We start from the raw sequence: 22,278 nt of genomic DNA on the forward strand, positions 1-22,278 counted from the left end.
GGAAGGGGTGGTGCCGACATGCAGGTGCTCGCCACCGCCGGCCACGTCGATCACGGGAAGTCCACCCTGGTCAGGGCGCTCACCGGCATCGAGCCCGACAGGTGGGCCGAGGAACGCCGCCGTGGCATGACCATCGACCTGGGGTTCGCCTGGACCGTCCTGCCCTCCGGCAGGCGGGTGGCCTTCGTGGACGTGCCGGGGCACGAGCGTTTCGTCACCAACATGCTGGCCGGGCTGGGCCCGGTGCCCGCCGTCGTGTTCGTGCTCGCCGCCGACCAGGGATGGCAGGCGCAGTCGCAGGAGCACTGGGAGGCGATCGAGGCGCTCGGCGTGGACCGGGGGCTGCTGGTGGTCACCCGCACCGATCTGATGGATCCCGCGCTGGCCCTCGACGAGGCCCGCGAGCGGGTGCCGTGGCCGGTGGTCACCGTCAGCGGCGAGACCGGGGAAGGGCTGGACGAGCTCCGGCGCTCGCTCGACGTGCTGCTCGCCGGCCTCCCCGCGCCCGACCCCGCCGCGCCGGTGCGGCTCTGGATCGATCGGGCGTTCACCGTCAAGGGCGCGGGCACGGTGGTCACCGGGACGCTGGCCGCGGGCACGCTGCGTACCGGCGACACGCTGCTGGCGGACGGCGAGCCGGTCCGGGTGAAGGCGTTGCAGTCCCTGGGCGAGCCGGTCGGCGAGGTGACGGCCACCGCACGGGTCGCGGTCAACCTGCGCGGTGTCGAGCGTGATCGGGTGGCGCGCGGGACGACGTTGCTCAGCCCCGGCGCGTGGCTGGCCACCGACGTGATCGACGTGCGGCTGGCCGACCCCCGCCCGCCGCGCGAGGCCGTCCTGCACATCGGCTCGGCCGCGGTTCCGGTACGGCTGCGCCCCTTGGACACGCCCCCTCCCGGCGCGCCCGCCCCCGCGACGCGCCTGGTCAGGATGACGCTGTCGCGTCCGCTGCCGCTCCGGATCGGCGACCGGGCGCTGCTGCGCTGCGGGGGACGGCCGATCACCGGCGTGCTCGTCCTGGACGTCCGGCCGCCGGTCCTGCGGGCCAGGGGCGCGGCGCGGCGGCGGGCGGCCGAGCTCGCCCCGGTGGCGTCCTCGGCGCCCGGCGCGGCCACCGTGCTGGGCTGGCGGGGCGTGGCCCGCCGATCCGAGCTGGCGGCGATGGGGTGTGAGGTGAGCACGCTCGAGGCTCCGGGCGCCGGTGACTGGGCGGTCGATCCCCTGCGGTGGTCCGCGCTGGCCGGGCAGCTCGCCGCGATGGTGGCCGACCAGCCCGGCATCCCGGTCGACGCCGCGCGCGTCGCCCTGGGCCTGCCCGCCAGGGAGCTGGTCGAGGCGCTGGTCAGGGCGCGGCCGCCGTTGGCCGTGTCCGACGGGCGCATCGGCGGGACCGGGCTGCCGGAGCCGATCGTCAAGGCCGTCGAGGCGCTGAGCCGGGAGCTGGCGGCCGCGCCGTACCATGCGCCGGACACCACGCGGCTGGCCGAGCTGGGGCTTTCGGCGCGGGCGGTGGCGCTCGCGGCCCGGGCGGGACTGCTCCTGCGGCTCGCGGACGGGGTGGTGCTGCTGCCCGGCGCGGACCTCGGCGCGGCCAGGACCCTGGCCGGGCTCGCGCAGCCGTTCACGGCGGGTGAGGCGCGCATCGCGCTGGACACCAGCCGTCGCGTCGTGATCCCGCTGCTGGAGCACCTGGATCGGGCCGGCCTCACCCGCCGGGTGGACGACCGGCTGCGCACGGTCACCGAGCTGGCGAAGGAAGGGGCGGCGCGATGAGGGACGTGCAGGTGGGCGTGGTGCTGGCGCCGCCGGGCGAGCCCGGGGAGTGGCTGGCCGAGGGGGCGGCGTTCGAGGCCGCCGGAGTGGACGCGCTCTGGCTGGACCACGGGCCGGCGCCGGAGCTCGACCCGCTCGTCCTGGCAGCCGCGCTCGCCGCGCTCACCTACCGGGCGCGGCTCGTCGCGGCGGTGCCGGACGGCCGGGCGCAGGCGCTGGCGACCCTGGACCGGGTGAGCCGCGGCCGCCTGGCCCTGATCAGCGGCGACGGCCCGGTCCTGCGGCTGGGCGAGGGCGCCTACGCGGACGGGGACGGGAGACGCTGGGTTCCGGCCGAGGTGCCGCTGGGCCGTACGGCATGGCGTGAGCTTCTCCGGGAACGCGGCGAGCGCGGAGACTACGGGGTGCTCGTGCCCGCCGATCCCCGGCTGCTCGACCTCCTGCGCAACCCGGACGATCCGGGCGGCCGCGAGGATCTCCAGCTCGCACAGGGCTAGGCGCGTTGACCGCTTCCCTGACCGGCCGTACGGTGAAATTTCAAGCATGCGGCTGAGGGGAGTTCGGTCGTGGAGGTGAACAGGCGGGAGTTCCTGGGAATCGGCGCCGCGGGTGCGCTCGGCGGCACGGTCCTGGGCTTCGACCTCACCGGGGCCATCGAAGTGAAGCAGCGCCTGCGCATCGAGGGAGCCACCATCTCCCACTCCGTGTGCCCCTACTGCGCGGTGGGCTGCGCGCTCCTCGCGTACACGAGAAAGGCGGCGGACGGCCACGTCGAGCTCCTGCAGATCGAAGGCGACCCCGACAGCCCGGTGAACGAGGGCACCCTGTGCCCCAAGGGCGCGACCGCGCTGGAGCTGGCCGTCTCGCGCAGGCGGGTGCCGCACCCGCTCTACCGCGCCCCCGGCGCGACGGAGTGGAAGCGGGTGTCCTGGGAGTTCGCGCTGGACAAGATGGCCAGGAACATCAAGGCCGCGCGCGATGCCACCTTCGTCACCCGGGACGCCGACGGCAACGTGGTCAACCGCTGCGAGGGCATCGCCTTCGCGGGCGGAGCCGCGTTCAGCTCGGAGGAGGGCTATCTCGCCACGAAGCTGATGCGCGGCCTCGGCCTGGTGCACCTGGAGCAACAGGCCCGGGTTTGACACGGCCCCACGGTGGTCAGTTTGGCCGCCACGTTCGGCCGAGGGGCCATGACCAACCACTGGCGCGACATCAGGCACGCCGACCTGATCCTGGTCAACGGCGCGAATCCGGCCGAGGCCCACCCGGTGGGCTTCAAATGGCTGATGCGCGCCAAGCTCGACAGGGGCGCGAAGATCATTCATGCCGATCCGCGCTTCACCAGGACCTCGGCGGTGGCCGACACCTATCTGCGGATCCGCACCGGCACGGACGTCGCCTACTTCGGCGGCCTGATCAACTATGTGCTGGAGAACCGGCTGTACCACGAGGACTACGTGAAGTGGGCCACCAACGCGGGCTTCGTGGTCAAGGAGGGCTATGCCTTCCAGGACGGGCTGTTCAGCGGCTTCAACGCCGAGACCGGCCTGTACGACACCGCGTCCTGGGCCTACGAGAGCGACGGCGAGGGGCAGGCCAGGATCGACCCCGGCCACCCCCGCTCGGTCCTGAACCTGCTGCGCGAGCACTACCGCCGCTACACCCCCGACCTGGTCGCCCGCGTCACCGGCATCCCGCGCGAGCAGTTCCTGCAGGTGGCGAAGCTCGTGGGCGAGACCGGCAGGCCCGACAAGGTGATGACGATCGTCTACGCGGTCGGCCTCACCCACCACACCACCGGCGTGCAGCTCATCCGCTCGGGCGCGATCCTCCAGCTGCTGCTGGGCAACATGGGCCGCCCCGGCGGCGGCATGAACGCCGAGCGCGGGCACGCCAACATCCAGGGCAACACCGACCACGCGATCTCATGGGACATCCTGCCCGGCTACCTGCGCATCCCGGCTCCGGGCCAGAAGGACCTCGCCGCCTATCTGGCCGCGAGCGCCTCCAAGAAGAGCCATCCGAGGTCGGTCAACTACTTCGGGGAGAACTACGGCAGGTTCCTGGTCAGCCTGCTCAAGTCCTGGTACGGCGAGGCCGCCACGAAGGACAACCAGTTCGCCTTCCACCACCTGCCCAAGCCGGCCGCCAACGCCTCCTGGATCTCCATCTTCGACCAGGCGCTGCGCGGGAAGATGCAGGGCGTCATGCTGTCCGGGATGACGGCGACCAGCATCGGCCCCGATTCCAACCAGGTGCTCAAGGCGCTGTCGAACCTCAAGTGGCTGCTGGTGATGGACCCGTTCACCACCACCAGCTCGGAGTTCTGGCGGGCGCCGGGCATGGATCCGGCGGCGATCCGGACGGAGGTGTTCATGCTGCCCGCCACCCACTGGATCGAGAAGGACGGCTCGTTCACCAACAGCGGCCGCTGGGTGCAGTGGAAGGACCAGGTCATCCCGCCGGAGGGCGAGGCACGCCATGACCACTGGATCCTGTCGGAGCTGTTCCTGCGAGTGCGCGACCTCTACGAGACCCAGGGCGGGACGTATCGGGATCCGATTCTTCAGCTGCGCCTGCCGTACAAGAATCCCCGCAAACCGGAGCTGGACGAGATCGCGCAGGAGATCAACGGGCGGGACCTCACGACGGGGAAGCGGCTGGCCACGTTCGCCGACCTCAAGGACGACGGCAGCACCAGCGCCGGCGACTGGATCTACACCGGCCACTATCCCGAGACCGGCAACCTCGCCAAGCGGCGCGACGGCGTCCAGGACCCCGGGCGCAACGACCCGACCGGCATGGGCTTCTACCCCGGCTGGGCGTGGAGCTGGCCGCTCAACCGGCGCGTGCTGTACAACCGGGCCTCCGCCGACGAGGCGGGACGCCCGTGGGACCCGTCGAGACCGGGGATCGCGTGGGAGAACGGCGCCTGGACGGGCGACGTGCCCGACTACCCGAAGGACGCGGCGCCGGGCGAGGACGCGCCGCTGCCGTTCATCATGACCGGCGAGGGGGTGGGCAGGCTGTTCAGCAACAGCGTGGCCGACGGCCCCTTCCCCGAGCACTACGAGCCGATCGAATCGCCGGTGGCCAACCCGCTGCACCCCGGCCAGTCCACGACTCCCGTCGCCTTCCTCTACGACAAGGCGGCCGGCAGGGAGAACCGCTTCGGCACCGTGGCGGACTACCCCTACGTCGCCACCTCCTACCGGCTGACCGAGCACGAGCACTACGTCACCCAGAACGTCGAGCACCTGGTCAGGCTGCAGCCGGAGGCGTTCGTCGAGGTGCCCGCGGGCCTGGCCAGGGAGAAGGGCATCGTGACCGGCGACCGGGTCAGGGTCTCCTCCAAGCGCGGCAAGCTCGAGGTCAGGGCGGTCGTGACCGGGCGGCTCGGCGCCCTCGACATCGACGGCAGGAAGGTCTACCAGATCGGCATCCCGATTCACTGGGGCTTCGTCGGCATCAACACCGGCCAGCACTGGCTGGCCAACGCCCTCACCCCGTTCGTCGGCGACGCCAGCTCACGCACCCCCGAGTACAAGGCATTCCTCGTGAACATCGAGAAGATCTGATGTACGGCAGGCACCGCGCGCGGGCCGAGGAGCTGCGGGAACGCCATCCCCACGCGGCGGAGGTCCTCACGCTCTACCTCGCCCTGGCCGAGGTGTGGGAGGCGGGCGGCGGCCTGCCCGGCGTGGTCCGTGCGACGGTGGCCCACGGCCCCGCCCCTCTGGCGCGAGCCGTCCTCGCGACCGACCCTCCCCCGGCCGTCCGCGACTACCTCGCCAGGGCCGCGCGCCGCGGGCCGCCGGGGACCGTCCTGGAGGGCGCCTCCGCCCGCTGCCCGGGCTGCGGCGGCCTCCCTCAGCTCAGCTTCCGTACGGCGAGCGAGGATCCCCTGGTCAGCGGCCGGCGCATGCTGCAGTGCGCCGATTGCTCGGCCGGCTGGGGCTTCTCCGCCGGCGGCTGTCCCTCCTGCGAGGATCCCCGGCGCGTCGTGTACGGCGAGGCCCGCCGGGGCCCCCGCGTCGGCCGCCACGCCCCGGACGAGACGACCCTCTTCCCGCACGTCCGTGTGGAAGGCTGCGAGAACTGCCGGCGGTACCTGATCGACATCGATCTGGGCCGCGACCCGCGCGCCGTACCCGAGGTCGACGAGCTGGCCGCGCTGCCTCTCGGCCTGTACGCGGCCGAGCGGGGACTGACGAAGATCACGCCCAACCTGATGGGGTTCTGAGATGCCGCACATCACACCGGGCCGGGCCTACGGCTTCTTCACCGACACCAGCGTCTGCATCGGCTGCAAAGCCTGCGAGGTGGCCTGCCGTACCTGGAACCAGCTGGACGGCGACGCGCCGTCGTTCCTGGACGGATTCGACAACACCGGGCGGCTCGACGCCGAGACGTGGCGGCACGTGCAGTTCCACGACAACGTGCCGGACGCGGCGGCCACCCAGGGCCAGGGCAAGGTCTGGCTGATGATGTCGGACGTCTGCAAGCACTGCCGGCAGGCCAGCTGCATGGAGGTCTGCCCGACCGGGGCGATCATCCGCACCGAGTTCGACAGCGTCTTCATCCAGCCGGACGTCTGCAACGGCTGCCGCTACTGCATAGCCGCCTGCCCGTACGACGTGATCGGCGCCGACCCGGTCAGCGGCGTCGTGCAGAAGTGCACGCTCTGCTACGACCGCCTGCAGAACGACCTGACACCGGCCTGCGCCAAGGCGTGCCCGACCGAGTCGATCCAGTTCGGCCCCGTCTCCGAGCTGCGGCAGACGGCCGCCAGACGGCTGGAGACCCTGCACGCCCAGGGCGTCACCGAGGCCAACCTCTACGGCCACGACGAGAAGGTGTACGGCGGGCTGAACGCGTTCTTCCTGCTCATGGACCAGCCCTCCGCCTACCGGCTGCCCGACGAGAAGAACGCGGTCCTGCCGAGCCGCAACAACGCCGGCGGCTACCTGGGCGCCGCGATCACCGCCGTGGCGGGCGTCCTGGCCGGCCTGATCGCGCTGGGCCGGCGCAAGGAGAAGGTGGCGAGGGACGATGGATGACGTCCAGCACTTCGCGGGCCCGCCCGACTGGCTCTGGTACATCCTGTTCTACTTCGTCCTGGCCGGGCTGTCCGGCGGCTCCTACCTCATCGCCACGCTGATCCGCCTGCGCGGCTCGCGCGCCGACGAGCCGATGGCGCGGATCGGCTTCTACGTCGCCTTCCCTCCCGTCCTCGTCGCGCCGATCCTGCTCGCGCTCGACCTCGGGCAGCCGTGGCGCTTCTGGCACATGCTCTGGAACACGACGCCGGGCGCGCAGGGCCCGAACTTCAAGGCGTGGTCCCCGATGTCGATCGGCGCCTGGGCGCTGGTCGTGTACGGGGCGTTCACCACGGTCTCGTTCCTGGCCGCGCTGGTCCGCGACGGCAAGATCCGGCTCCCGGTCGTGGTGCGGCTCGACAACCGGGTCTTCAACGTCGCCGGGGCGTTCTTCGGCCTGTTCATCGCCGGTTACACGGGCGTGCTGCTGTCGGTGTCCAACCAGCCGGTGTGGAGCGACACCTGGGCGCTGGGCGGGTTGTTCCTCGCCTCGGGGCTGTCCGGCTCGGCCGCGCTGCTGATGCTCCTGACGCGCTTCCGCCCCGAGGCCCGGCCCAGCTCCGGGATGCTCTCGGTCTCCGAGCGGTTGTACGCGTTGCTGGAGCTCGTGCTGATCACGGTCTTCACGCTGACCCTGGTCGCGGCCGGCACCTCGGCCCAGGTCTTCGGCCCGCCCTGGATCCTGCTGTGGGTCGTCGTGCTGTCCGGGCTGATCCCGGGACTCTACGGCCTGGCCACCGAGCGGCTCTCGCCGTCCGGCGCCGTCGCGCTCCGGCACTCGCTGCTGTCGCCGCTGGTGGTGTTGTGCGGGGTGCTGGCCCTGCGCGCCGTCGTGATCTTCAGCGTTCAGGTGTGACGGCTCGCGGCGGCCGCGTAGCCCGCCAGGAGGTCCGCCACCTGCTTGGGGCGGCTGAGCGTGACGCAGTGGCTGCCCGCGATCTCGTCGGGGACGATGCCCAGGCGGTCGCGGACCAGCCCGCGCAGGAAGTCGGGCGGGAAAACGCGGTCCTCGGTGCAGAGCACGAACCTCGTCGGCACGTCCGGCCACGCGGCCAGCGGCCACGGAGCGGCCGACGCGGCCCTGGACGGGTGCGCGCGCTCCTTGCCCATGGCCTCCTCCGCCAGCTCGCGCGGCACGTCGTGGTAGAAGCACACGTACGGATCCGAGTTGCCGGTCAGCCCGCCGTCGCGCTCGGCCTGCTCCCGCACCGCGCTGTGGCAGCCGGTGCCGGTCCACCACTCGTCCGGCGACTCGCCCGGCGACGGGACCATGCCCGCCAGCAGGACCAGAACGTCGGCGGGCACCCGGTCGGCGACCAGCGGCGCGGTGAACGCCCCGAAGGAGTGGCCCACGACGACCAGGTCCTTCCTGTCACCGACGGCCTCGATCACGGCGTCGGCGTAGTCCGTCAGGGTCTGCGACTCGTCGTCGCCCGGAAGGTCGGGAGCCAGCACGTCGTGCCCCCGCGCGCGCAGCTCGGCCTCCACCAGGTGCCAGGACCATCCGACGTCTCCTCCGCCGTGAATCAGCACGAACGTGCTCATGATTCTCCCTTCATCGTTGTTTACCTGCCGTGATCCCTGGATGGTCACTGCCACGCTAGGGGTCCGATGGCATCACGAAAAGCGATGGTTTTCGATCAACTCAATCGTCGAGAGCGATGGCCAGGAGGAGTGCGAGCCCGCTCTCGACTGCGGGCCGCGGACATTCGCCGACGGCGGCATCGGTGTCACCGGCTGCGACGACCTGGCCGGCCTGCCCGGCGCCCGCCGCAACGCGGAGCAGGCGGGCGTGGCGAACGTGGAGTTCCTGCACGGCACGATCGAGGCCATCCCCCGGCCTCCCCGCTCGGTCGACGTGGTCATCTCCACCTGCGTGATCAACCTGTCCGGCGACAAGGCGGCGGTGCCGGCCGAAGCCTTCCGGGTGCCGCGGCCCAGCGGCCGGTTCGGGGTCAGCGACGTGGTCGCCGACGGCACCGGCGATCCGATGCGGCAGGCGGCGGCCGAGCAGCGGATCGGCAGCGCCGCCGGAGCGCTGTCGTCGGCTGGGTCGCCGCCTCCTCGGTCTCCGCCAGGCAGGTGTACGCGGGGGCGGTCGAGCACAGCGTCTACGTGCACCCGGGCTGCCAGGCGCACGACATCGGCCGTATCGAGGTTCATCTATGTGACTGCGGAGCCCCGAGATGCCGGACACCTACAAGCGCCACGACCTGACCATCGACCAGCAGCTCGCCCTGACCACCGCCGCGCGCCGGTTGGGTGACGAGTTCACCGGCGCCTTCGGCACCGAGACGATCGAGCGGTTCCTGCGCACCAGCTACGACCAGTTCGCCACCAGCGCCGCGGTGGCGAACTTCCTGCCGCTGCCGGCCGAGCGCTTCGCCCGCCAGCGCCTGCACGCCCTGGCCCGCGTCGAAGGCCACGGCGACGGCCGGCCGATCGTGCTGTTCCTGTGCGTGCACAACGCCGGCCGTTCGCAGATGGCACTGGGCTTCTTCGCCGCGCCAGCCGGCGAGCACGCGGTCGGCTGGTCGGGCGGCTCGGAGTTCGCCGCCGAGATCAACCCCGCGGCCGTGGCGTCCATGGCCGAGCGCGGCATCGACATCTCTCGCGAGTTCCCCAAGCCGTGGACCGAGGAGATCGTGCGCGCCGCCGACGTCGTCCTCACGATGGGCTGCGGCGACGCCTGCCCCGTGTACCCGGGCAAGCGCTATCTGGACTGGGAGCTCGACGACCCCGCCCAGGGGCGGGAACGCACGAGGCGGCCGTCCTGGACGCGGACGGTCTAGCAGGCCGGTTCGGTGGGCTCCGCAGGCACGCTGACCGCGTCCCACGCGGCCTTGACGGTGACGCAGGCCGGGTCGGCCGGGCCGTACAGGTCGAGGGCCGAGGCGACGGAGGCGGCGCGGACGTCGGCGTAGCGCCAGGTGGGCGTCTTGCGCAGGAGCGACTCCATGAAGACGCGACCGGCCTTGACGAGGCCGACACCGCTCACCGACGCGGGACCGCCCGCGCAGATCGGGCTCGGCGGCTTGCCGCCGCCGGGCTGGTTGCCTTCGGCCAAGAGGTAGAACCAGTGGCGCAGGGGGCCGGAGGCGGCGTGGGCCTCAGCGCCGGGGATCTGGGCGCCGTAGCAGGGAGGGTGGCCGTCGAGGCCGGGGTCGAAGGTGTGGCGCAGCGGGAGGCCGCCGGGCAGTTCGAGGCTTTCGCCGATCACGTAGTCGGGCCGGTCGACCGCGTTGTTCGCGTACCCCTCGGTGAGGGTGCCGAAGATGTCGGCCGAGCCCTCGCCGATGCCGAGGTTCTCGCTGTCCTCGCCGGCGCCGCCCGGGGTGGTGCGGTAGACGACGTGGCCGTACTCGTGGCCCACCAGGTCCAGTCCGGTCGGGAAGTTGCCGGCGTCGCGGCGGAAGACGAAGGCGACGACGGGGGCCGGAGCCGGGGCGGGCGGGTCCCCCGCGACCCGGGCCGGGACGCCGCCGCCCGCGCCGTCGATGCCGTCGCGGCCCAGCCAGTCGTGCAGCATGTCCCACATGCGCTGCACGCCGTACATCAGGTCGCCGCAGGCGGTGATGGTGTTGTAGCGGCCCCAGGGTCTTCCGACGCCGATCGGGACGTCCATCGGCATCTTGAGGGGCGTGGGGTAGTTGATCGCGCACGAGATACCGGGGCGTAAGGGGTCGACCAGGCTGTGATAGGCGCGCTCCAGCGTGACGTCGATCATCACCGTGCCGTTGTGATAGCCGTAGGCGTGGGTCCTGGCGGGGGCCGGGGCGAGGCTCATGGCCGTCATCACCGCTGCCGCCGCATGGATGGCAATGTTCACGATGCTCCCTCCGGAGGGTCTGTGGCGTCTGGAGGTTAAGATCCGCCTGACCGGCCGTCAACCCGTCGGCCAGGTGGCGTGCCCGAAACCCGGTCATCGGGCTGACCTGGGAGTTTCCGGTACGGCCGGCTGTACGAGAAAGCCTCACCCCAATGCGCTCGGGGGGCTCCCCGCGGCGCGGGCGTAGCGCCGGGCCAGGTGTGCGGCGGCCTCCTTCAGCTCGGGCGGGCCGATGATCTCGAAGTCGGCGTCGAACCTGCCGACGGCGGCGGCCAGAGCGGGCCACGACCAGGAGCCGAGGATGAGCCGGCACCAGCCGGGGCCGAGTTCCTCGGCGAAGCCGTCGGGCGTGTAACGGGACACCTCGGCCGCGGGCAGGTTGAGAATCACCTCCCCGCGACAGGGCCAGCCGCTCTCCGAACCCCGGAACCTGCTGGTCACGAAGGTGGCGACGTCCCCTCCCGGCAGGTCGCGCGGCGTGAAACGGGGGCCGTTGGGCACGCGCGGCGTGATCCGGTCGGCGCGGAAGGTGCGCCAGTCGCCGCGGTCCGGGTCCCAGGCGAGCAGGTACCAGCGGCCGCCCCAGGTGAGCAGGTGGTGGGGGTGCGCCCGGCGAGGCCGCCCACCCGGGTAGTCGAAGCGCACCTCCTCACGGGCGTGGATGGCGGCGCTGAGCGTGCTGAGCGTCGCACCGTCCACCGGCGCGGCCGCGGCCGGCTCGACGGCCGTGACCTGGAAGGAGTCGATGCGGTGCCGCAACCGGGCGGGCATGACCTGCCGGACGGTCGTCAGCGCCCGGGCCGCCGCCTCGCCGACGCCCGCCCCGGTGACGGCGACGGTCTGCAGGGCGACGACCAGGGCGACGGCCTGCTCGTCGTCGAACAGCAGAGGCGGCAGCCTGCTGCCGGCCTCGAGGCGGTAACCGCCGTCGGGGCCCTTGGCGGCCACGATCGGGTAGCCGAGCTCGCGCAGGCGCTCGACATCGCGCCGCACGGTGCGCGGGCTCACCTCCAGCCGCTCGGCCAGCAGCGCCCCGGGCCAGTCCCGGCGCGCCTGGAGCAGCGAGAGCAAGGCGAGCAGCCGGGCTGAGGTTTTCTGCACGGTTTCCATCGTGCCGCAAGTAGCGGACACATCCTGACCGCTACCGCTGCGACAGTGGGGGTCACGTAACCGAGTGACAAGGAGCGGCTCATGTCCGTGAAGTCCGTGATCCACCTGAACTTCCGCGGCGACGCCCGGGCGGCGCTGACGTTCTACCGGTCCGTGTTCGACGGGGAGGCGGCCATGGTCACCTACCAGGACGCGGGCGCCGCGCAAGACCCGGCCGAGGCCGGCCAGATCATGTGGGGCCAGGTGGCCGCCGGCAACGGCTTCCACGTCATGGCCTACGACGTGCCCGTGCGCCTGCCGTACGACAAGGGACAGAACGCCTTCTTCGTCTCGCTGCGCGGGGACGCGGCGCAGGAGATCACCGGGTGGTGGGAGAAGCTCGCCGACGGTGCGACCATCGTGCGGCCGTTGGGACCGGCTCCGTGGGCGCCCCTGTACGGCATGCTGACCGACCGGTTCGGCGTCACCTGGGTGGTGGACGTCCTCAACGGATGATGGCGGCGGTCCGCAACATCTTCGAGGTTTCCCGCGTCTGACTGACCATGACCTCACTTACCGACCGCATGAGTCATCGGAGAGTCTGGACCGGCGCCGGCTCCCTCGCCGCCTGCCTGACGATCGTCCTCGGCGGGGGCACGGCCGGCGCTGCCACCGCCGCCAAGGTCGACTGGGCGTCCGTGGTGAAGCCGGCGCTGAACTGTCCCAAACCGGAGCCACGTGCCGCCTGGAACGTCGTGCGCGCCCGCGTCGCGGGCGTCGGCGACCTTACGCGGGACGGAAAGCGGGAAACCGTCGTCGTATCGTCGTGCCCGAGCCCCACGGCGAGCAATCCGATGATCGCCTTCGTCTACGACGGATCCGCCAAGCCCTCGGCGCCGCGCTTGCTCGGAAAGCTCGGCAAGAACCGTTACTTCACCTCCCTGAAGGTCGCGATCAGGGGCGGGGCCGTTCACCTGCAGGGCAGGGCGCTCAGCGACAAGGCGCCCCGATGCTGCCCGGATCTGATCGTCAGCCAGACCTACAGGTGGGACGGCACGAGGTTCCGCACGACGGCGGACAAGGCGAAGCGCATCACGTGACCGGTCTGCCGCAGTGATCCGGGGGCGTTGGTCGGGAGCTGCGTCCTGCTCGCCGACGGCCGGTGGTACCTGGTCATCGAGGCCGGGAGGATTCCGATCAGCACGGACATGGCCCTGGGGCTCCTAGGCTCCGGCGTGCCCATGTGCCCCTGACGCCGGATCAGTACTGGTTCGTCGTCGCGTCGAGGGCGAGCCCGGCGTCGATCTCCTTCGCGGACACGCCCTTGAGGCCCATCTGGTCTTTGGCGATCCGCCCGAGCGTGGGCAGGCTCTTGCGGTCCGGCCAGGTCTCCGGCTGCGAGGATGCCGGGCGGCCCCAGGCGCTCTGGTCGCACGCCCGGCATCGGGGGGTGCCGATCAGAATCCGGGCGGTGGCGTCGCACCCGCGCCCGGCTCGACGTGCAGGATGATCACGCCGTCGTTGTAGGTCTCGGCCGTCGCCACCTTCCACGCCGGATCGATGCGGGAAGCGGGCACGTCCGTCTCGGAGCGGGAGCCGACGCCGCCGTCCCGGAGTGGCCAATCGAGTTCGTACACCACCTTCAGGTTGCGCTCGCGCACGACCCGCGCCGCCTCGGCTACCGGACGCCCCTGCAGCTGCACTCCGGCCAGCGCCTCACCCGACGCGCTCGCGTCGGCGGGGAAGCCGTACTTCTCGCCGGGCTTCGCCGGGCGGCCCAGGCGGAACGTCGCCGGCCCCTTGATGCCGGCGGTGACGCGGAAGGCCGAAAGGCACCCTTCGACCCGGACGCCGCAGTCGGACAGGGTTGACGACATGCGTGCGTCGGGATCGGTCTTGTCGAACCCGATGACGCGCCCCAGCTCCCGCGGCGAAACGGGGATCAGCTCGACCGTGACCTCGTTCAGGCCGACCTTCCGGAATGCCTTCTCCAGCTCGCCGGGATCGGGGTCGCCGTCGGTGATGTAGAAGGCGTAGAGGTCACCGTCGCGGTCGATCGTCACGGCCTGGCTGGCGTACACCTGGCCGGACTCTCCGAAGAGGGACGGCACGATGACGAAGGCTCCCGTGAGCACGGCCGCGGTGGCCAGCCCGAGTACGGCGCGGCGAGGTGACGGCCAGAGGCGGCGGCGCCGGGCCGGCTCCTGCTCCAGCCGGACGATCTCCGCCAGGAGCGCGTCCGCGCCCGCGGCGGACGCCCGGCCGGCCAGGTCCGCATCCAGTACCCTGGCCCGGTTCTTGAAGAGCTGATCGTGGTTCACTGTGACTCCTTCTCGATGAGCGGCCGCGTTTCCAGGTGGGCGAGCAATGGGCGGGTCTCCTCCAGCGCCTTGGCGAAGCGCTTGCGGGCCCGATAGAGGCGGATGCGGGCGGCGTTGCGCGAACAGCCCAGCACCGCGGCGATCTCGCCGGGGTCGAGTTCCTCCCAGACGGCCAGGGCCAGCAGCTCGCGATCGTCGTCGGAGAGCATGCGCATGGCCTCGGCCACGTCGTCGGGCCCGGTCTGAGGAGCGGGCACGGCATAGAGGACTTCAGCCTCGGCCGTGAGTTCGGCGTGCCGGGTGGCTCTGCGCCGCTCCCCACGACGGTGGTTGGCCAGGACCCGCCGGGCCACGCCGTACAGCCAGAGTCTGCCCGCCTCGCCGTGCGGAAGCTCCGCTATCCGCCGCCACGCGATCACGTAGGTCTCGGCCACGACGTCGGCCGCGTCCTCGGGAGAGGAACACCGCCGCATGGCGTACCCGAGGATCTGTTCATATGTCTGCCGGTACACGGTCTCAAACCGGAGCCGGCTGTCCGTTTCATTCACGCGTCGTCCTCATCGGCCTTTCCCAGGTTTTCGGGGCTTCGATTGATACGTGTCCGCAGGCGGCCGCAGAATTTCAGAGCTCGATGACGTGATCAGCCGCCGGCACGCATCCGCCCGCGTGCGGCCCTCGTGACCTGACTCGGACATTGACCGGGTGTGGCTCATCGGATCGAATGCAAGAGGCTCCTCCCCCCATTCGTAGCCGGCAGCCCGGCACTCCCCCGCTGCCGCCCAGCTCGAAGGAGCGCTCCCGTGAGACGCCGTGTCGCGTTAGCGATGGTCACGGGCACCGTCGGTGTGCTCGTGGCCGTCTCGGTTCCGCCCGCTTCCGCCGATCCGCCGAAGCCGCCGGATCGCATCACCGCTGCCACCGACCGCCTGGTGACCTCCAGGCCCGCCGTCCTGCACAGCTCGCCCAAGGACGCCTACACCCGCCGGCGGGTGATCACCGGTCAGGGCGGCCTGCGCTACACCCCCTACACCCGCACCTACGCGGGCCTGCCGGTCTTCGGCGGCGACTTCGTCGTGGTCACCGACGCCGCCGGCAGCGTGCTGAGCACCTCCGTCTCCCAGGAGGCCGCCCTGGAGGTGAACACCACCCCCAGGCTCAGCCCAGAGGAGGCCGCGCGGCTGGCCAGGGCCGAGCTGAGCGAGGTCGCGTCGGTCGCCGCCCCCAAGCTGAGCGTCATGGCCGAAGGACGCGGCCGCCTGGTGTACGAGGTCGTGGTCACCGGCGCCGACCGGGGCCGGCCGAGCAGGCTGCACGTCTTCGTCGACGCCGGGACCGGCGCGATCGCGCAGAAGTCCGACGAGGTCATGGCGGGGGTGGGCAACAGTTTCTACAACGGCGACCCCGTCACCATCCCCACGCGCTTCACCGGCGGCGTCTACTCCATGACCGACCTGACGCGCCCGGGCACCGGCTGCGGCGGGCAGAACGGCGTGCCGTACTCCGGATCCGACGACTCCTGGGGCAACGGCAGCGGGACCAACCTCGAGACCGCCTGCGTGGACACGTTGTACGCGGTCCACCAACAGTGGGAGATGCTCGACGTCTGGCTGGATCGTGATGGCTTCGACGGCTTCGGGCGTGGTTTCCCCGCCCGCGTCGGCCTGAGCGACGTCAACGCCTACTGGACCGGGACCTACACCAACTTCGGCCACACCGCCGACAACCTCCGTCAGACCACGTCGATGGACGTGGTGGCGCACGAGTACGGCCACGCCGTCTTCACCAACACCCCCGGCCAGGATGTGGGCACCAACGAGAAGTCGATCCTGAACGAATCCTCCGGCGACATCTTCGGCGCGCTGACCGAGCACTACGCCAACCAGCCCGTCACCCTCGACCCGCCCGACTACACGGTCGGCGAGGAGGTCAACATCGCCGGCACCGGCCCGATCCGCTACATGCACAAGCCCTCCACGCTGAGCGGCCACCCGGACTGCTTCTCCAGCATGGTGCCGCCCATGGAGCCCCAGATCGGCGCGGGCGTGCAGAACCACTGGTTCTACCTGCTGGCCGAGGGCAGCAACCCGGCCAACGGCCGGCCGCCGAGCCCGACCTGCGACAACTCGATCATCACCGGGCTCGGCATCCGCAAGGCCGGCCAGATCTTCATGGGCACGCTGCTGCGCAAGACCCAGATCTGGGATCATCGACGGGCCCGCAAGGCTTCACTGGAGGCGGCCCGCCAGCTGTTTCCCGGCTCCTGCGTGGAGGTGAAGACCGTGAGGGCCGCCTGGAACGCCGTACGCGTCCCCGCCGTGACCGGTGAGCCCCAGGGCTGCCCGAACGCCTTCACGGTCACGCTCACCCCGGCCTCGGCGACCGTCCGGGCCGGCGGCCAGGTGAGCGCCACCGTCTCGACCGTGACCACGGTCGGCCCCGCACAGGACATCAGCCTGTACGCCACGGGCCTGCCCGCGGGCACGACGGCGGACTTCGCCCCGGCCATGATCACCTCCGGCGCCGCCTCCACGCTGACCGTGAGGACCGGCTCCGGCACGGCGCCGGGCACCTACTACATCGCGGTACGGGCCAACGGCACCTCCGCCGACCGCATCACCGTCCTCACCCTGAACGTCACCGCGTGAGCGCCGGCCCGGCCTAGCCGGGTTTGATGGTGGCGAGCTGGGCGAGCAGCAGGACCAGCCGGTAGGTTTCGGCGAAGTCTTCGCTGGTGAAGGCGACGGTCCGGCCGCCTTCGGCTCGGGAGACACCCGGCACGAGGGCGGCCAGATCGACGGTGGCCGGGCTGCGGAGATCGACCTCGACCTCCAGCGGCCCGGCCATGGTCAGAGGCGGAATCAGCGCACGCCGCGCGATGGCGTCCGCGGCCGCCCGGCGCAGCCGCTCCCGGGCTTCTCCGGGGTGCGGGGCGACGGCGGCCGCCTGCCCCAGGGCTTGCTTGACCGCGACGGTGACGGCCGAGGGAACCAGATCACGCAGTTCGGCGCAGGCGGCGTCGTCTCCGCTGAGCAGCACCACCGGAACGCCCAGGTGGCCGGCCATGGCGGCGTTGAGCCCGATCTCGCCCAGGGAACGCCCGGCCACGCGCACGTCGAGGACGTCGTCGTTCATGGTGTGCGCGAGTACGGCGGGGCCGCCACCGGCACGGGCGTGGTAGCCGACGAGCACAACGGCTTCGGTGTGCTCGTCGAGACCGCCGAGCATGCCCAGCGGGCGCGGCCTGCCACGGACCAGGTGGGCCCGCCGGTCAAGCTTCTCGGGCAGGATGTTGCGGAATGTCCCGTGCGCGTCCGCGACCCACACCACGGCAGCGGGTTCGGCGTCCAGGACGCCGGCGACCGCGGCGTTCGCCTCGGCGGTCAGCGATTCCCGGCCGCGTTCGTAGTCGTAGTGCCCCGGATTCGTCTCGGTGGAATGCACGATCCCCGAGATGCCCTCCATGTCGACAGAGATCAGCACCTTCATGCCTTGGAGAGCCTATTCGCTTGCCGGCCGTCATCGGCCTCGGAAAAGGAGATCTTCCAGCTTTCGCGGCAGGGGGTACACACGCTCAGCGGGCAGCAACGGCCGGGCTTTGGCGGCGTGCCCGGCCTGCGTCAGTGCCGCCGCCTTGCGGACCTGGGGGGTGAGGTCGGTGAGGCCGACGATCCAGTCATCGGTGAACGTGCGGATCACGTGGCGGCCGATGCCCACCTGGATGCTGTAGTGGTTCAGCGCCGCCCCGCGGGAGGAGCGTTCCGGATCCCACTGGACATGGACGGGCGCCCGGGCCACGGCCGCGGCGTCCGCGGTCGTCAGCACGGCTTGGGACAGCGCCTCCTCCCAGCCCTGCCGGGTCATCCGCACGGCGAGAACACGCTCTTGGCCGGGTTTGCGGGCCCAGTTGCTGCGGTGCATCAGCCACAGGAACGAGGGCTTGATCCACGTCATCCGGTGGAAGGCGAACGGCGCGACGAAACGGCCCGCGCGCAACGCCGCCTCGGCGATCGCGGGTGTGTACGCCTGGTAGACCACGATCGTGTCAGCGTCGTAGTCCGCGCGGATTTGGTACAGAGGTGCCACGTCTGCACCCTGCCATCCGTTCCTCCCGCGGCGCGAGCCGATTTCGGCGCAGGCGCTACTGTGCCGTCATGCTGATAGGGCGCCGCCATGAGCGCGGCCGCTTGGAGGTGCTGCTTTCGGAGGCCCGCGAAGGGCAGAGCGGGGCCCTGGTCGTGCGGGGTGAGGCGGGGATCGGCAAGTCGGCCCTGCTCGACGATCTGGCGTCGGCCGCGGACGGGATGGGGGTGTTACGAGGGGTCGGCATCGAGACCGAGGCCGAGTTGCCCTTCAGCGGGCTGCACCTGCTCCTGCATCCGTTCGTGGACCGGCTGGACGTCTTGCCGGGCCAGCAGGCGGCCGCCATGCGGTCGGTGTTCGGTCTGGGCGAGGTTGCGGTGCGTGACCCGTTCCTGGTCGGCGCCGCGACGCTGACGCTGCTGTCGGACCTTGCCGCGCGGCGCCCGATGTTGTGCCTGATCGACGATGCCCAGTGGCTGGATCGGGCGTCCTCTGACGCGTTGTTGTTCGCGGCACGCAGGCTTCACGAGGATCCGATCGTGATGGTGTTCGCGGTACGGGACACCGCGCAGCCGTTCCTCACGCCCGGGATCGAGGTCATGCGGCTGGACGGGCTGGATCGTGACGCCGCCGTGGAACTGCTGGCGGGATGCGCGCCCGAGCTGACCGTTCCGGTGCGCGACAGGCTCCTGGACGAGGCGGGCGGCAACCCGCTGGCCCTGATGGAGCTCTCCCGCGTGTCGAGGGACGGCCTGGTGACGCCGGTCGGTCCGCTGAGGATCGCCGGACGGGTGCAGGACGCCTTCCGCGCCCAGCTCGAGGAGTTGCCCGCGGCCACCCGCCTGCTCCTACTGCTGGCCGCGGCCGACGGCACCTGCGAACTCGACGTGGTCCTGCGGGCAGGCGTCGCCCTCGGGGTGACATCCGTCGATCTCGGCCCGGCCGAGGAGGCCCGGCTCGTCGTCACGTCAGCCGACGAGATCAGGTTCCGGCATCCGCTGATCCGCTCGGCCGTCTACCAGAGCGCCCCTCATCATCAACGCATCGCCGTACACGAGGCCCTGGCCGGTGCGCTGTCGCTCGCGGCCGACTCCGACCGCCGCACGTGGCACCGGGCCGCCGCGGCGGCCGGCCCCGACGATGACGTCGCCGGGGACCTGGAACGCGCTGCCGAGCGGGCCCGGGATCGCGGCGGCGCGGTGGCGGTCGCCGTGGCGTACGAACGGGCCGCGCGGCTCAGCACCGGCCAGGAGGACAAGGCGCAGCGCATGGTCCGCGCGGCCCGCTCGGCCTACGACGCCGGCCGCCCGGCATGGGCGACCCGGCTGGCGACCGAGGCCGCAGCGCTGACCGCCAGGGCCGCTGTCGTCGCCGAGGCCACCTACGTGCGTGCGCAGGTGGCCTACGAAAGCACCTCACCGGCCGCGGACGCGGCCCTGGCGTTGGAGGGCGCCACGCTGATCATCGGCAGCCATCCGGAGCGGGCGGTGTCCATGCTGACCGAGGCCGTGTGGGCGGCCCGTGACGCCTGCGCCCACGATCTCGTCAAAGCGGCCGTCGCCCAGCTGACGACCGTCCGGCTGCCCCCGGACGCGGCGCTGACGCCCGTGGTGGCGGCGCTGATCGGGTACGGCAGGCACGCCGACGGCGATGTCGGCGCGGCGGTCGTGCCCATGCGCGCGCTGGTCGAGGCTGTCCGGACCGGGACCGTCCAGGACTTCGTCGCGCGGGTGATCGCCGGGTTCATGGGGCTGCTGACCGCCGACGACGTGGCGGCGACGGACGTGCTGGAGTCGCTCGCGGCCGACGTCAGAGCGGACGGGTCGCTCGGCTGGCTGCCGTACGTGCTCGAGCCGCTGGCCATCGGCCGATTGCTGCGAGGCGACTTCCGCGGCGCTCAGGCCGACCTCGCTCAAGGCATCTCGCTGGCCTCCGACATCGGCATGGACATGCAGGTGACCGTGCTGAAGGCCATCGGGGCCTGGCTGGCCGCGGTCATCGGCGACGCCGCCGAGTGCCGCGTGCTGGCCGGGGAGGTGCGTGAACACGCTGCCCTGCACCCCACCAACGCGGCCCTGGCCGCGTGGGGCGTGGGACTGCTCGATCTCGCTGAGGGACGTCCCGAGCAGGCGCTCGACGCGTTCGAGGAAGCATGCGGGGGCCCGGCCCGGCACGATCTGCTCATCAGGGCCGTACCGGATCACGTCGAGGCCGCCATCCGCAGCGGGCGCGCCGACCTGGCCCGGCGGCACCTGCCGGCCTTGACGGCGTGGGCCGGGCACAACGACGTCGGCAAGGCTCTGGAGCTGCGCTGCCGGGCCCTGCTCACCGACGACGACGAGGCCGAACGGCACTACCGCGCCGCGCTGCGGCTCGTCCCCGGCCGGCCGTACGAACTCGCCCGGACCCAGCTCGCCTACGGCGGATGGCTGCGCCGCCGGCGCCGCCGCGCGGAGGCCCGCGCCGCGCTGGCGCAAGCAGAGGACACCTTCGCCAAGCTCGGCGCGGCACGCTGGGCCGAGCGTGCCCGCACCGAACTGACGGTCCTCGGCGACAGGCCCGTCGCCCGCGCCCAGGCCGGCGATCCGCTCCAGCGGCTGACCCCGCAGGAACTCCAGGTCGTGCGGCTGGCCGCAGCCGGGTACAGCAACAGGGAGATCGCGGCGCGCCTGTATCTCAGCCCGCGCACCGTGGGGCATCACCTCTACCGGGCTTATCCGAAGATCGGCGTGACCCGCAGGATGGAGCTCGCCAAGCTCGAGCTGTGAGCCGTATCAGTCGGCCTACTTACGCGGCACCATGACCGGTACCCGCCCCGGACCGGCCGGCAGTGCCCCGTTCCCGTCGCCGCACGTCCCGATCAGCGCATCCGCCGGAGCAGTCATGGGACCGATGCCCGCCGCGCCGTACCGTCCCTAGATTCGAGCCATCGAAACGACGAACGGAGACGGACATGCTTCTGGAGAACAAGACCGCGGTGATCTACGGAGGCGGCGGATCCATCGGCGGCGCCATGGCGCGGGGCTTCGCCGCCGAGGGAGCGCGGGTCTTCCTCGCCGGCCGTACGCCCGGCACGCTCGACACCGTCGCCGCCGACATCCGCCGCCGGGGCGGCCTGGCCGAGACGGCGATCGTGGACGCCCTGGACGAAGGCGCCGTCAACGGCTGGGTCGACTCCATCGCGGCACAGACCGGCAGCATCGACGTCTCGGTCAACGCCATCTCCCAGAACGCGCTGTTCGTGCCGCTGCTCGACATGCCCGTCGCGGAGTTCGGCCACGCGATGGACAAGGTCGCGCGCTCGTTCCTGCTGACCGCCCAGGCCGCCGCACGGCACATGGTCAAGCAGGGCTCGGGAGTCATCTTGCACTTCGGCGGCTCGAACCCGGCCAACTCCGCGCCCGGCCTGGGCACCGTACAGGTCGGCTGCGACCTGGTCGAGGCCATGCGCCGCCAGTGGGCCTGCGAGCTCGGCCCGCACTCCGTCCGCGTGGTCTCGATGCGCACCGGCGGGATCCCCGACTCCCTGCCCGACATTCCCGAGACGGCGCCGCACAAGCAGAAGATGGTGGATGCGACGCTTCTCAAGCGAGCCGCGACCCTGGACGACGTCGGCCGGGTCGCCGCGTTCCTGGCGTCGGAGCACGCCAGGAGCATCACCTCCACGCAGGTGAACATCTCCTGCGGAGCCCTCGTCGACTGACACAGCACGTGCGGAAGCGACTATTGGAGAACAGCATGAACGACGACGTCACCCGATACATCGACAACACCGCGCCGTGGCAGATCGGCGTCTGCGAGAAGCTGCGCGCGATGGTCCACGAGACCGTTCCCACGGTCGAAGAACGGTTGCAGTACGGCAAGCCGCACTTCCTCAAGAACGGCCATTTCGCGGCCGTCATTGCGGTCTCCCGGGACAAGGTGTCCTTCATGATGTTCAACGCCACGGACATTCCCGTGGTCAAGGGCTTCATCCGGGGACTGGGCAAAGGGGAACGCAAGGCCGTCGACATCGAGGAAGGGCAGGACGTCGACTACACGCGCCTGGCCGGCATCCTGGAGAAGACCACGCTCACTTTGTGAGCCG

General features: G+C 71.6%; 22 protein-coding genes. 15 read left to right on the plus strand and 7 right to left on the minus strand.

Annotated elements, in window-relative coordinates:
• Positions 1–18: 18 nt before the first annotated feature.
• The 7 genes from FVE25_RS13245 to nrfD all read left to right on the plus strand — a co-directional run bounded on the left by FVE25_RS13245 (position 19) and on the right by nrfD (position 7,728).
• Positions 19–1,773 (plus strand): selenocysteine-specific translation elongation factor, encoded by a 1,755-nt coding sequence (locus tag FVE25_RS13245; protein ID WP_157246836.1) that lies wholly within the window; start codon positions 19–21, stop codon positions 1,771–1,773.
• Positions 1,770–2,270 (plus strand): LLM class flavin-dependent oxidoreductase, encoded by a 501-nt coding sequence (locus FVE25_RS13250; protein WP_157246837.1) that lies wholly within the window; start codon positions 1,770–1,772, stop codon positions 2,268–2,270. Before FVE25_RS13245 ends, FVE25_RS13250 begins: the two co-directional genes overlap by 4 nt.
• A gap of 69 nt (positions 2,271–2,339) precedes the next feature.
• Positions 2,340–2,915, plus strand: coding sequence for a molybdopterin-binding domain-containing protein (locus tag FVE25_RS54370; RefSeq protein ID WP_219825478.1), 576 nt, complete (start codon positions 2,340–2,342; stop codon positions 2,913–2,915).
• A gap of 12 nt (positions 2,916–2,927) precedes the next feature.
• Complete coding sequence (fdnG, locus tag FVE25_RS13255; protein WP_281367848.1) at positions 2,928–5,351, plus strand: formate dehydrogenase-N subunit alpha; 2,424 nt, start codon at positions 2,928–2,930, stop codon at positions 5,349–5,351.
• On the plus strand, positions 5,351–6,016 hold the full coding sequence (locus FVE25_RS13260) for a formate dehydrogenase accessory protein FdhE domain-containing protein (protein ID WP_157246839.1): 666 nt from the start codon (positions 5,351–5,353) through the stop codon (positions 6,014–6,016). Before fdnG ends, FVE25_RS13260 begins: the two co-directional genes overlap by 1 nt.
• 1 nt (position 6,017) lies before the next feature.
• The gene (locus FVE25_RS13265) at positions 6,018–6,833 is read left to right on the plus strand and encodes a 4Fe-4S dicluster domain-containing protein (RefSeq protein ID WP_157246840.1); all 816 of its coding nucleotides are present in this window, start codon (positions 6,018–6,020) and stop codon (positions 6,831–6,833) included.
• Positions 6,826–7,728: an NrfD/PsrC family molybdoenzyme membrane anchor subunit gene (gene nrfD, locus FVE25_RS13270; RefSeq protein ID WP_157246841.1), complete on the plus strand. Its 903-nt coding sequence runs from the start codon at positions 6,826–6,828 to the stop codon at positions 7,726–7,728. Before FVE25_RS13265 ends, nrfD begins: the two co-directional genes overlap by 8 nt.
• Here the strand turns inward: nrfD and FVE25_RS13275 are convergent.
• Entirely contained in the window at positions 7,719–8,417 is a 699-nt protein-coding gene (locus FVE25_RS13275) for an alpha/beta fold hydrolase (RefSeq protein WP_157246842.1), read from the minus strand. The two genes, nrfD and FVE25_RS13275, sit on opposite strands and share 10 nt — an antisense overlap.
• A 40-nt stretch (positions 8,418–8,457) precedes the next feature.
• Here FVE25_RS13275 and FVE25_RS56990 point away from each other — a divergent pair, with 40 nt between their 5' ends.
• Positions 8,458–9,138: a methyltransferase domain-containing protein gene (locus tag FVE25_RS56990; protein WP_219825480.1), complete on the plus strand. Its 681-nt coding sequence runs from the start codon at positions 8,458–8,460 to the stop codon at positions 9,136–9,138.
• Positions 9,059–9,664: a three-helix bundle dimerization domain-containing protein gene (locus FVE25_RS13285; RefSeq protein ID WP_157246843.1), complete on the plus strand. Its 606-nt coding sequence runs from the start codon at positions 9,059–9,061 to the stop codon at positions 9,662–9,664. The genes FVE25_RS56990 and FVE25_RS13285 overlap by 80 nt, the downstream gene beginning before the upstream one ends.
• Here FVE25_RS13285 and FVE25_RS13290 read toward each other — a convergent pair.
• Both FVE25_RS13290 and FVE25_RS13295 read right to left on the minus strand, forming a co-directional pair.
• The gene (locus tag FVE25_RS13290) at positions 9,661–10,701 is read right to left on the minus strand and encodes a M4 family metallopeptidase (RefSeq protein WP_157246844.1); all 1,041 of its coding nucleotides are present in this window, start codon (positions 10,699–10,701) and stop codon (positions 9,661–9,663) included. The genes FVE25_RS13285 and FVE25_RS13290 overlap by 4 nt on opposite strands.
• A gap of 144 nt (positions 10,702–10,845) precedes the next feature.
• The gene (locus tag FVE25_RS13295; RefSeq protein WP_181019571.1) at positions 10,846–11,802 is read right to left on the minus strand and encodes a helix-turn-helix transcriptional regulator; all 957 of its coding nucleotides are present in this window, start codon (positions 11,800–11,802) and stop codon (positions 10,846–10,848) included.
• Positions 11,803–11,892: 90 nt separating this feature from the next.
• Between FVE25_RS13295 and FVE25_RS13300 the strand changes: the two genes are divergently transcribed.
• Positions 11,893–12,306, plus strand: a complete 414-nt coding sequence (locus FVE25_RS13300; RefSeq protein ID WP_157246846.1) for a VOC family protein — start codon at positions 11,893–11,895, stop codon at positions 12,304–12,306.
• Positions 12,307–12,374: 68 nt separating this feature from the next.
• Positions 12,375–12,890: a hypothetical protein gene (locus tag FVE25_RS13305; protein WP_157246847.1), complete on the plus strand. Its 516-nt coding sequence runs from the start codon at positions 12,375–12,377 to the stop codon at positions 12,888–12,890.
• A 357-nt stretch (positions 12,891–13,247) separates the two neighbouring features.
• On the opposite strand, the gene FVE25_RS13310 is transcribed toward FVE25_RS13305, so the two are convergent.
• A complete protein-coding gene (locus tag FVE25_RS13310; protein ID WP_157246848.1) occupies positions 13,248–14,111 on the minus strand; it encodes a hypothetical protein in 864 nt (287 codons plus the stop codon).
• Complete coding sequence (locus tag FVE25_RS13315) at positions 14,108–14,659, minus strand: RNA polymerase sigma factor (protein ID WP_157246849.1); 552 nt, start codon at positions 14,657–14,659, stop codon at positions 14,108–14,110. Before FVE25_RS13315 ends, FVE25_RS13310 begins: the two co-directional genes overlap by 4 nt.
• 252 nt (positions 14,660–14,911) lie before the next feature.
• Here FVE25_RS13315 and FVE25_RS13320 point away from each other — a divergent pair, with 252 nt between their 5' ends.
• On the plus strand, positions 14,912–16,756 hold the full coding sequence (locus tag FVE25_RS13320; protein WP_157246850.1) for a M4 family metallopeptidase: 1,845 nt from the start codon (positions 14,912–14,914) through the stop codon (positions 16,754–16,756).
• Between the two features lie 13 nt (positions 16,757–16,769).
• On the opposite strand, the gene FVE25_RS13325 is transcribed toward FVE25_RS13320, so the two are convergent.
• Positions 16,770–17,597: a M55 family metallopeptidase gene (locus FVE25_RS13325; protein WP_157246851.1), complete on the minus strand. Its 828-nt coding sequence runs from the start codon at positions 17,595–17,597 to the stop codon at positions 16,770–16,772.
• A 30-nt stretch (positions 17,598–17,627) separates the two neighbouring features.
• Positions 17,628–18,194 carry a DUF4291 domain-containing protein gene (locus FVE25_RS13330; RefSeq protein ID WP_157246852.1) on the minus strand — a complete coding sequence of 189 codons (567 nt, stop codon included), beginning with the start codon at positions 18,192–18,194 and terminating at the stop codon, positions 17,628–17,630.
• Between the two features lie 68 nt (positions 18,195–18,262).
• Here FVE25_RS13330 and FVE25_RS13335 point away from each other — a divergent pair, with 68 nt between their 5' ends.
• The 3 genes from FVE25_RS13335 (at position 18,263) to FVE25_RS13345 (ending at position 22,274) form a co-directional block, all read left to right on the plus strand.
• On the plus strand, positions 18,263–20,959 hold the full coding sequence (locus FVE25_RS13335) for an ATP-binding protein (RefSeq protein WP_157246853.1): 2,697 nt from the start codon (positions 18,263–18,265) through the stop codon (positions 20,957–20,959).
• Positions 20,960–21,144: 185 nt separating this feature from the next.
• Positions 21,145–21,894, plus strand: a complete 750-nt coding sequence (locus FVE25_RS13340; protein WP_157246854.1) for an SDR family NAD(P)-dependent oxidoreductase — start codon at positions 21,145–21,147, stop codon at positions 21,892–21,894.
• 35 nt (positions 21,895–21,929) lie between these two features.
• The gene (locus FVE25_RS13345) at positions 21,930–22,274 is read left to right on the plus strand and encodes a DUF1801 domain-containing protein (RefSeq protein ID WP_157246855.1); all 345 of its coding nucleotides are present in this window, start codon (positions 21,930–21,932) and stop codon (positions 22,272–22,274) included.
• The last annotated feature ends 4 nt before the right edge of the window (positions 22,275–22,278 follow it).

The sequence above is a fragment of the Nonomuraea typhae genome (assembly GCF_009760925.1).
Classification (GTDB): Bacteria; Actinomycetota; Actinomycetes; order Streptosporangiales; family Streptosporangiaceae; genus Nonomuraea; species Nonomuraea typhae.

Bases quoted from the DNA above. Each gene is read 5' to 3' on its own strand.
- FVE25_RS13245 (WP_157246836.1), top strand. From the start codon at position 19: ATGCAGGTGCTCGCCACCGCCGGCCACGTCGATCACGGGAAGTCCACC.
- FVE25_RS13250 (WP_157246837.1), top strand. From the start codon at position 1,770: ATGAGGGACGTGCAGGTGGGCGTGGTGCTGGCGCCGCCGGGCGAGCCC.
- FVE25_RS13260 (WP_157246839.1), top strand. From the start codon at position 5,351: ATGTACGGCAGGCACCGCGCGCGGGCCGAGGAGCTGCGGGAACGCCAT.
- FVE25_RS13265 (WP_157246840.1), top strand. From the start codon at position 6,018: ATGCCGCACATCACACCGGGCCGGGCCTACGGCTTCTTCACCGACACC.
- nrfD (WP_157246841.1), top strand. From the start codon at position 6,826: ATGGATGACGTCCAGCACTTCGCGGGCCCGCCCGACTGGCTCTGGTAC.
- FVE25_RS13275 (WP_157246842.1), bottom strand. From the start codon at position 8,417: ATGAGCACGTTCGTGCTGATTCACGGCGGAGGAGACGTCGGATGGTCC.
- FVE25_RS56990 (WP_219825480.1), top strand. From the start codon at position 8,458: ATGGTCACTGCCACGCTAGGGGTCCGATGGCATCACGAAAAGCGATGG.
- FVE25_RS13285 (WP_157246843.1), top strand. From the start codon at position 9,059: ATGCCGGACACCTACAAGCGCCACGACCTGACCATCGACCAGCAGCTC.
- FVE25_RS13300 (WP_157246846.1), top strand. From the start codon at position 11,893: ATGTCCGTGAAGTCCGTGATCCACCTGAACTTCCGCGGCGACGCCCGG.
- FVE25_RS13305 (WP_157246847.1), top strand. From the start codon at position 12,375: ATGAGTCATCGGAGAGTCTGGACCGGCGCCGGCTCCCTCGCCGCCTGC.
- FVE25_RS13325 (WP_157246851.1), bottom strand. From the start codon at position 17,597: ATGAAGGTGCTGATCTCTGTCGACATGGAGGGCATCTCGGGGATCGTG.
- FVE25_RS13335 (WP_157246853.1), top strand. From the start codon at position 18,263: ATGCTGATAGGGCGCCGCCATGAGCGCGGCCGCTTGGAGGTGCTGCTT.
- FVE25_RS13340 (WP_157246854.1), top strand. From the start codon at position 21,145: ATGCTTCTGGAGAACAAGACCGCGGTGATCTACGGAGGCGGCGGATCC.
- FVE25_RS13345 (WP_157246855.1), top strand. From the start codon at position 21,930: ATGAACGACGACGTCACCCGATACATCGACAACACCGCGCCGTGGCAG.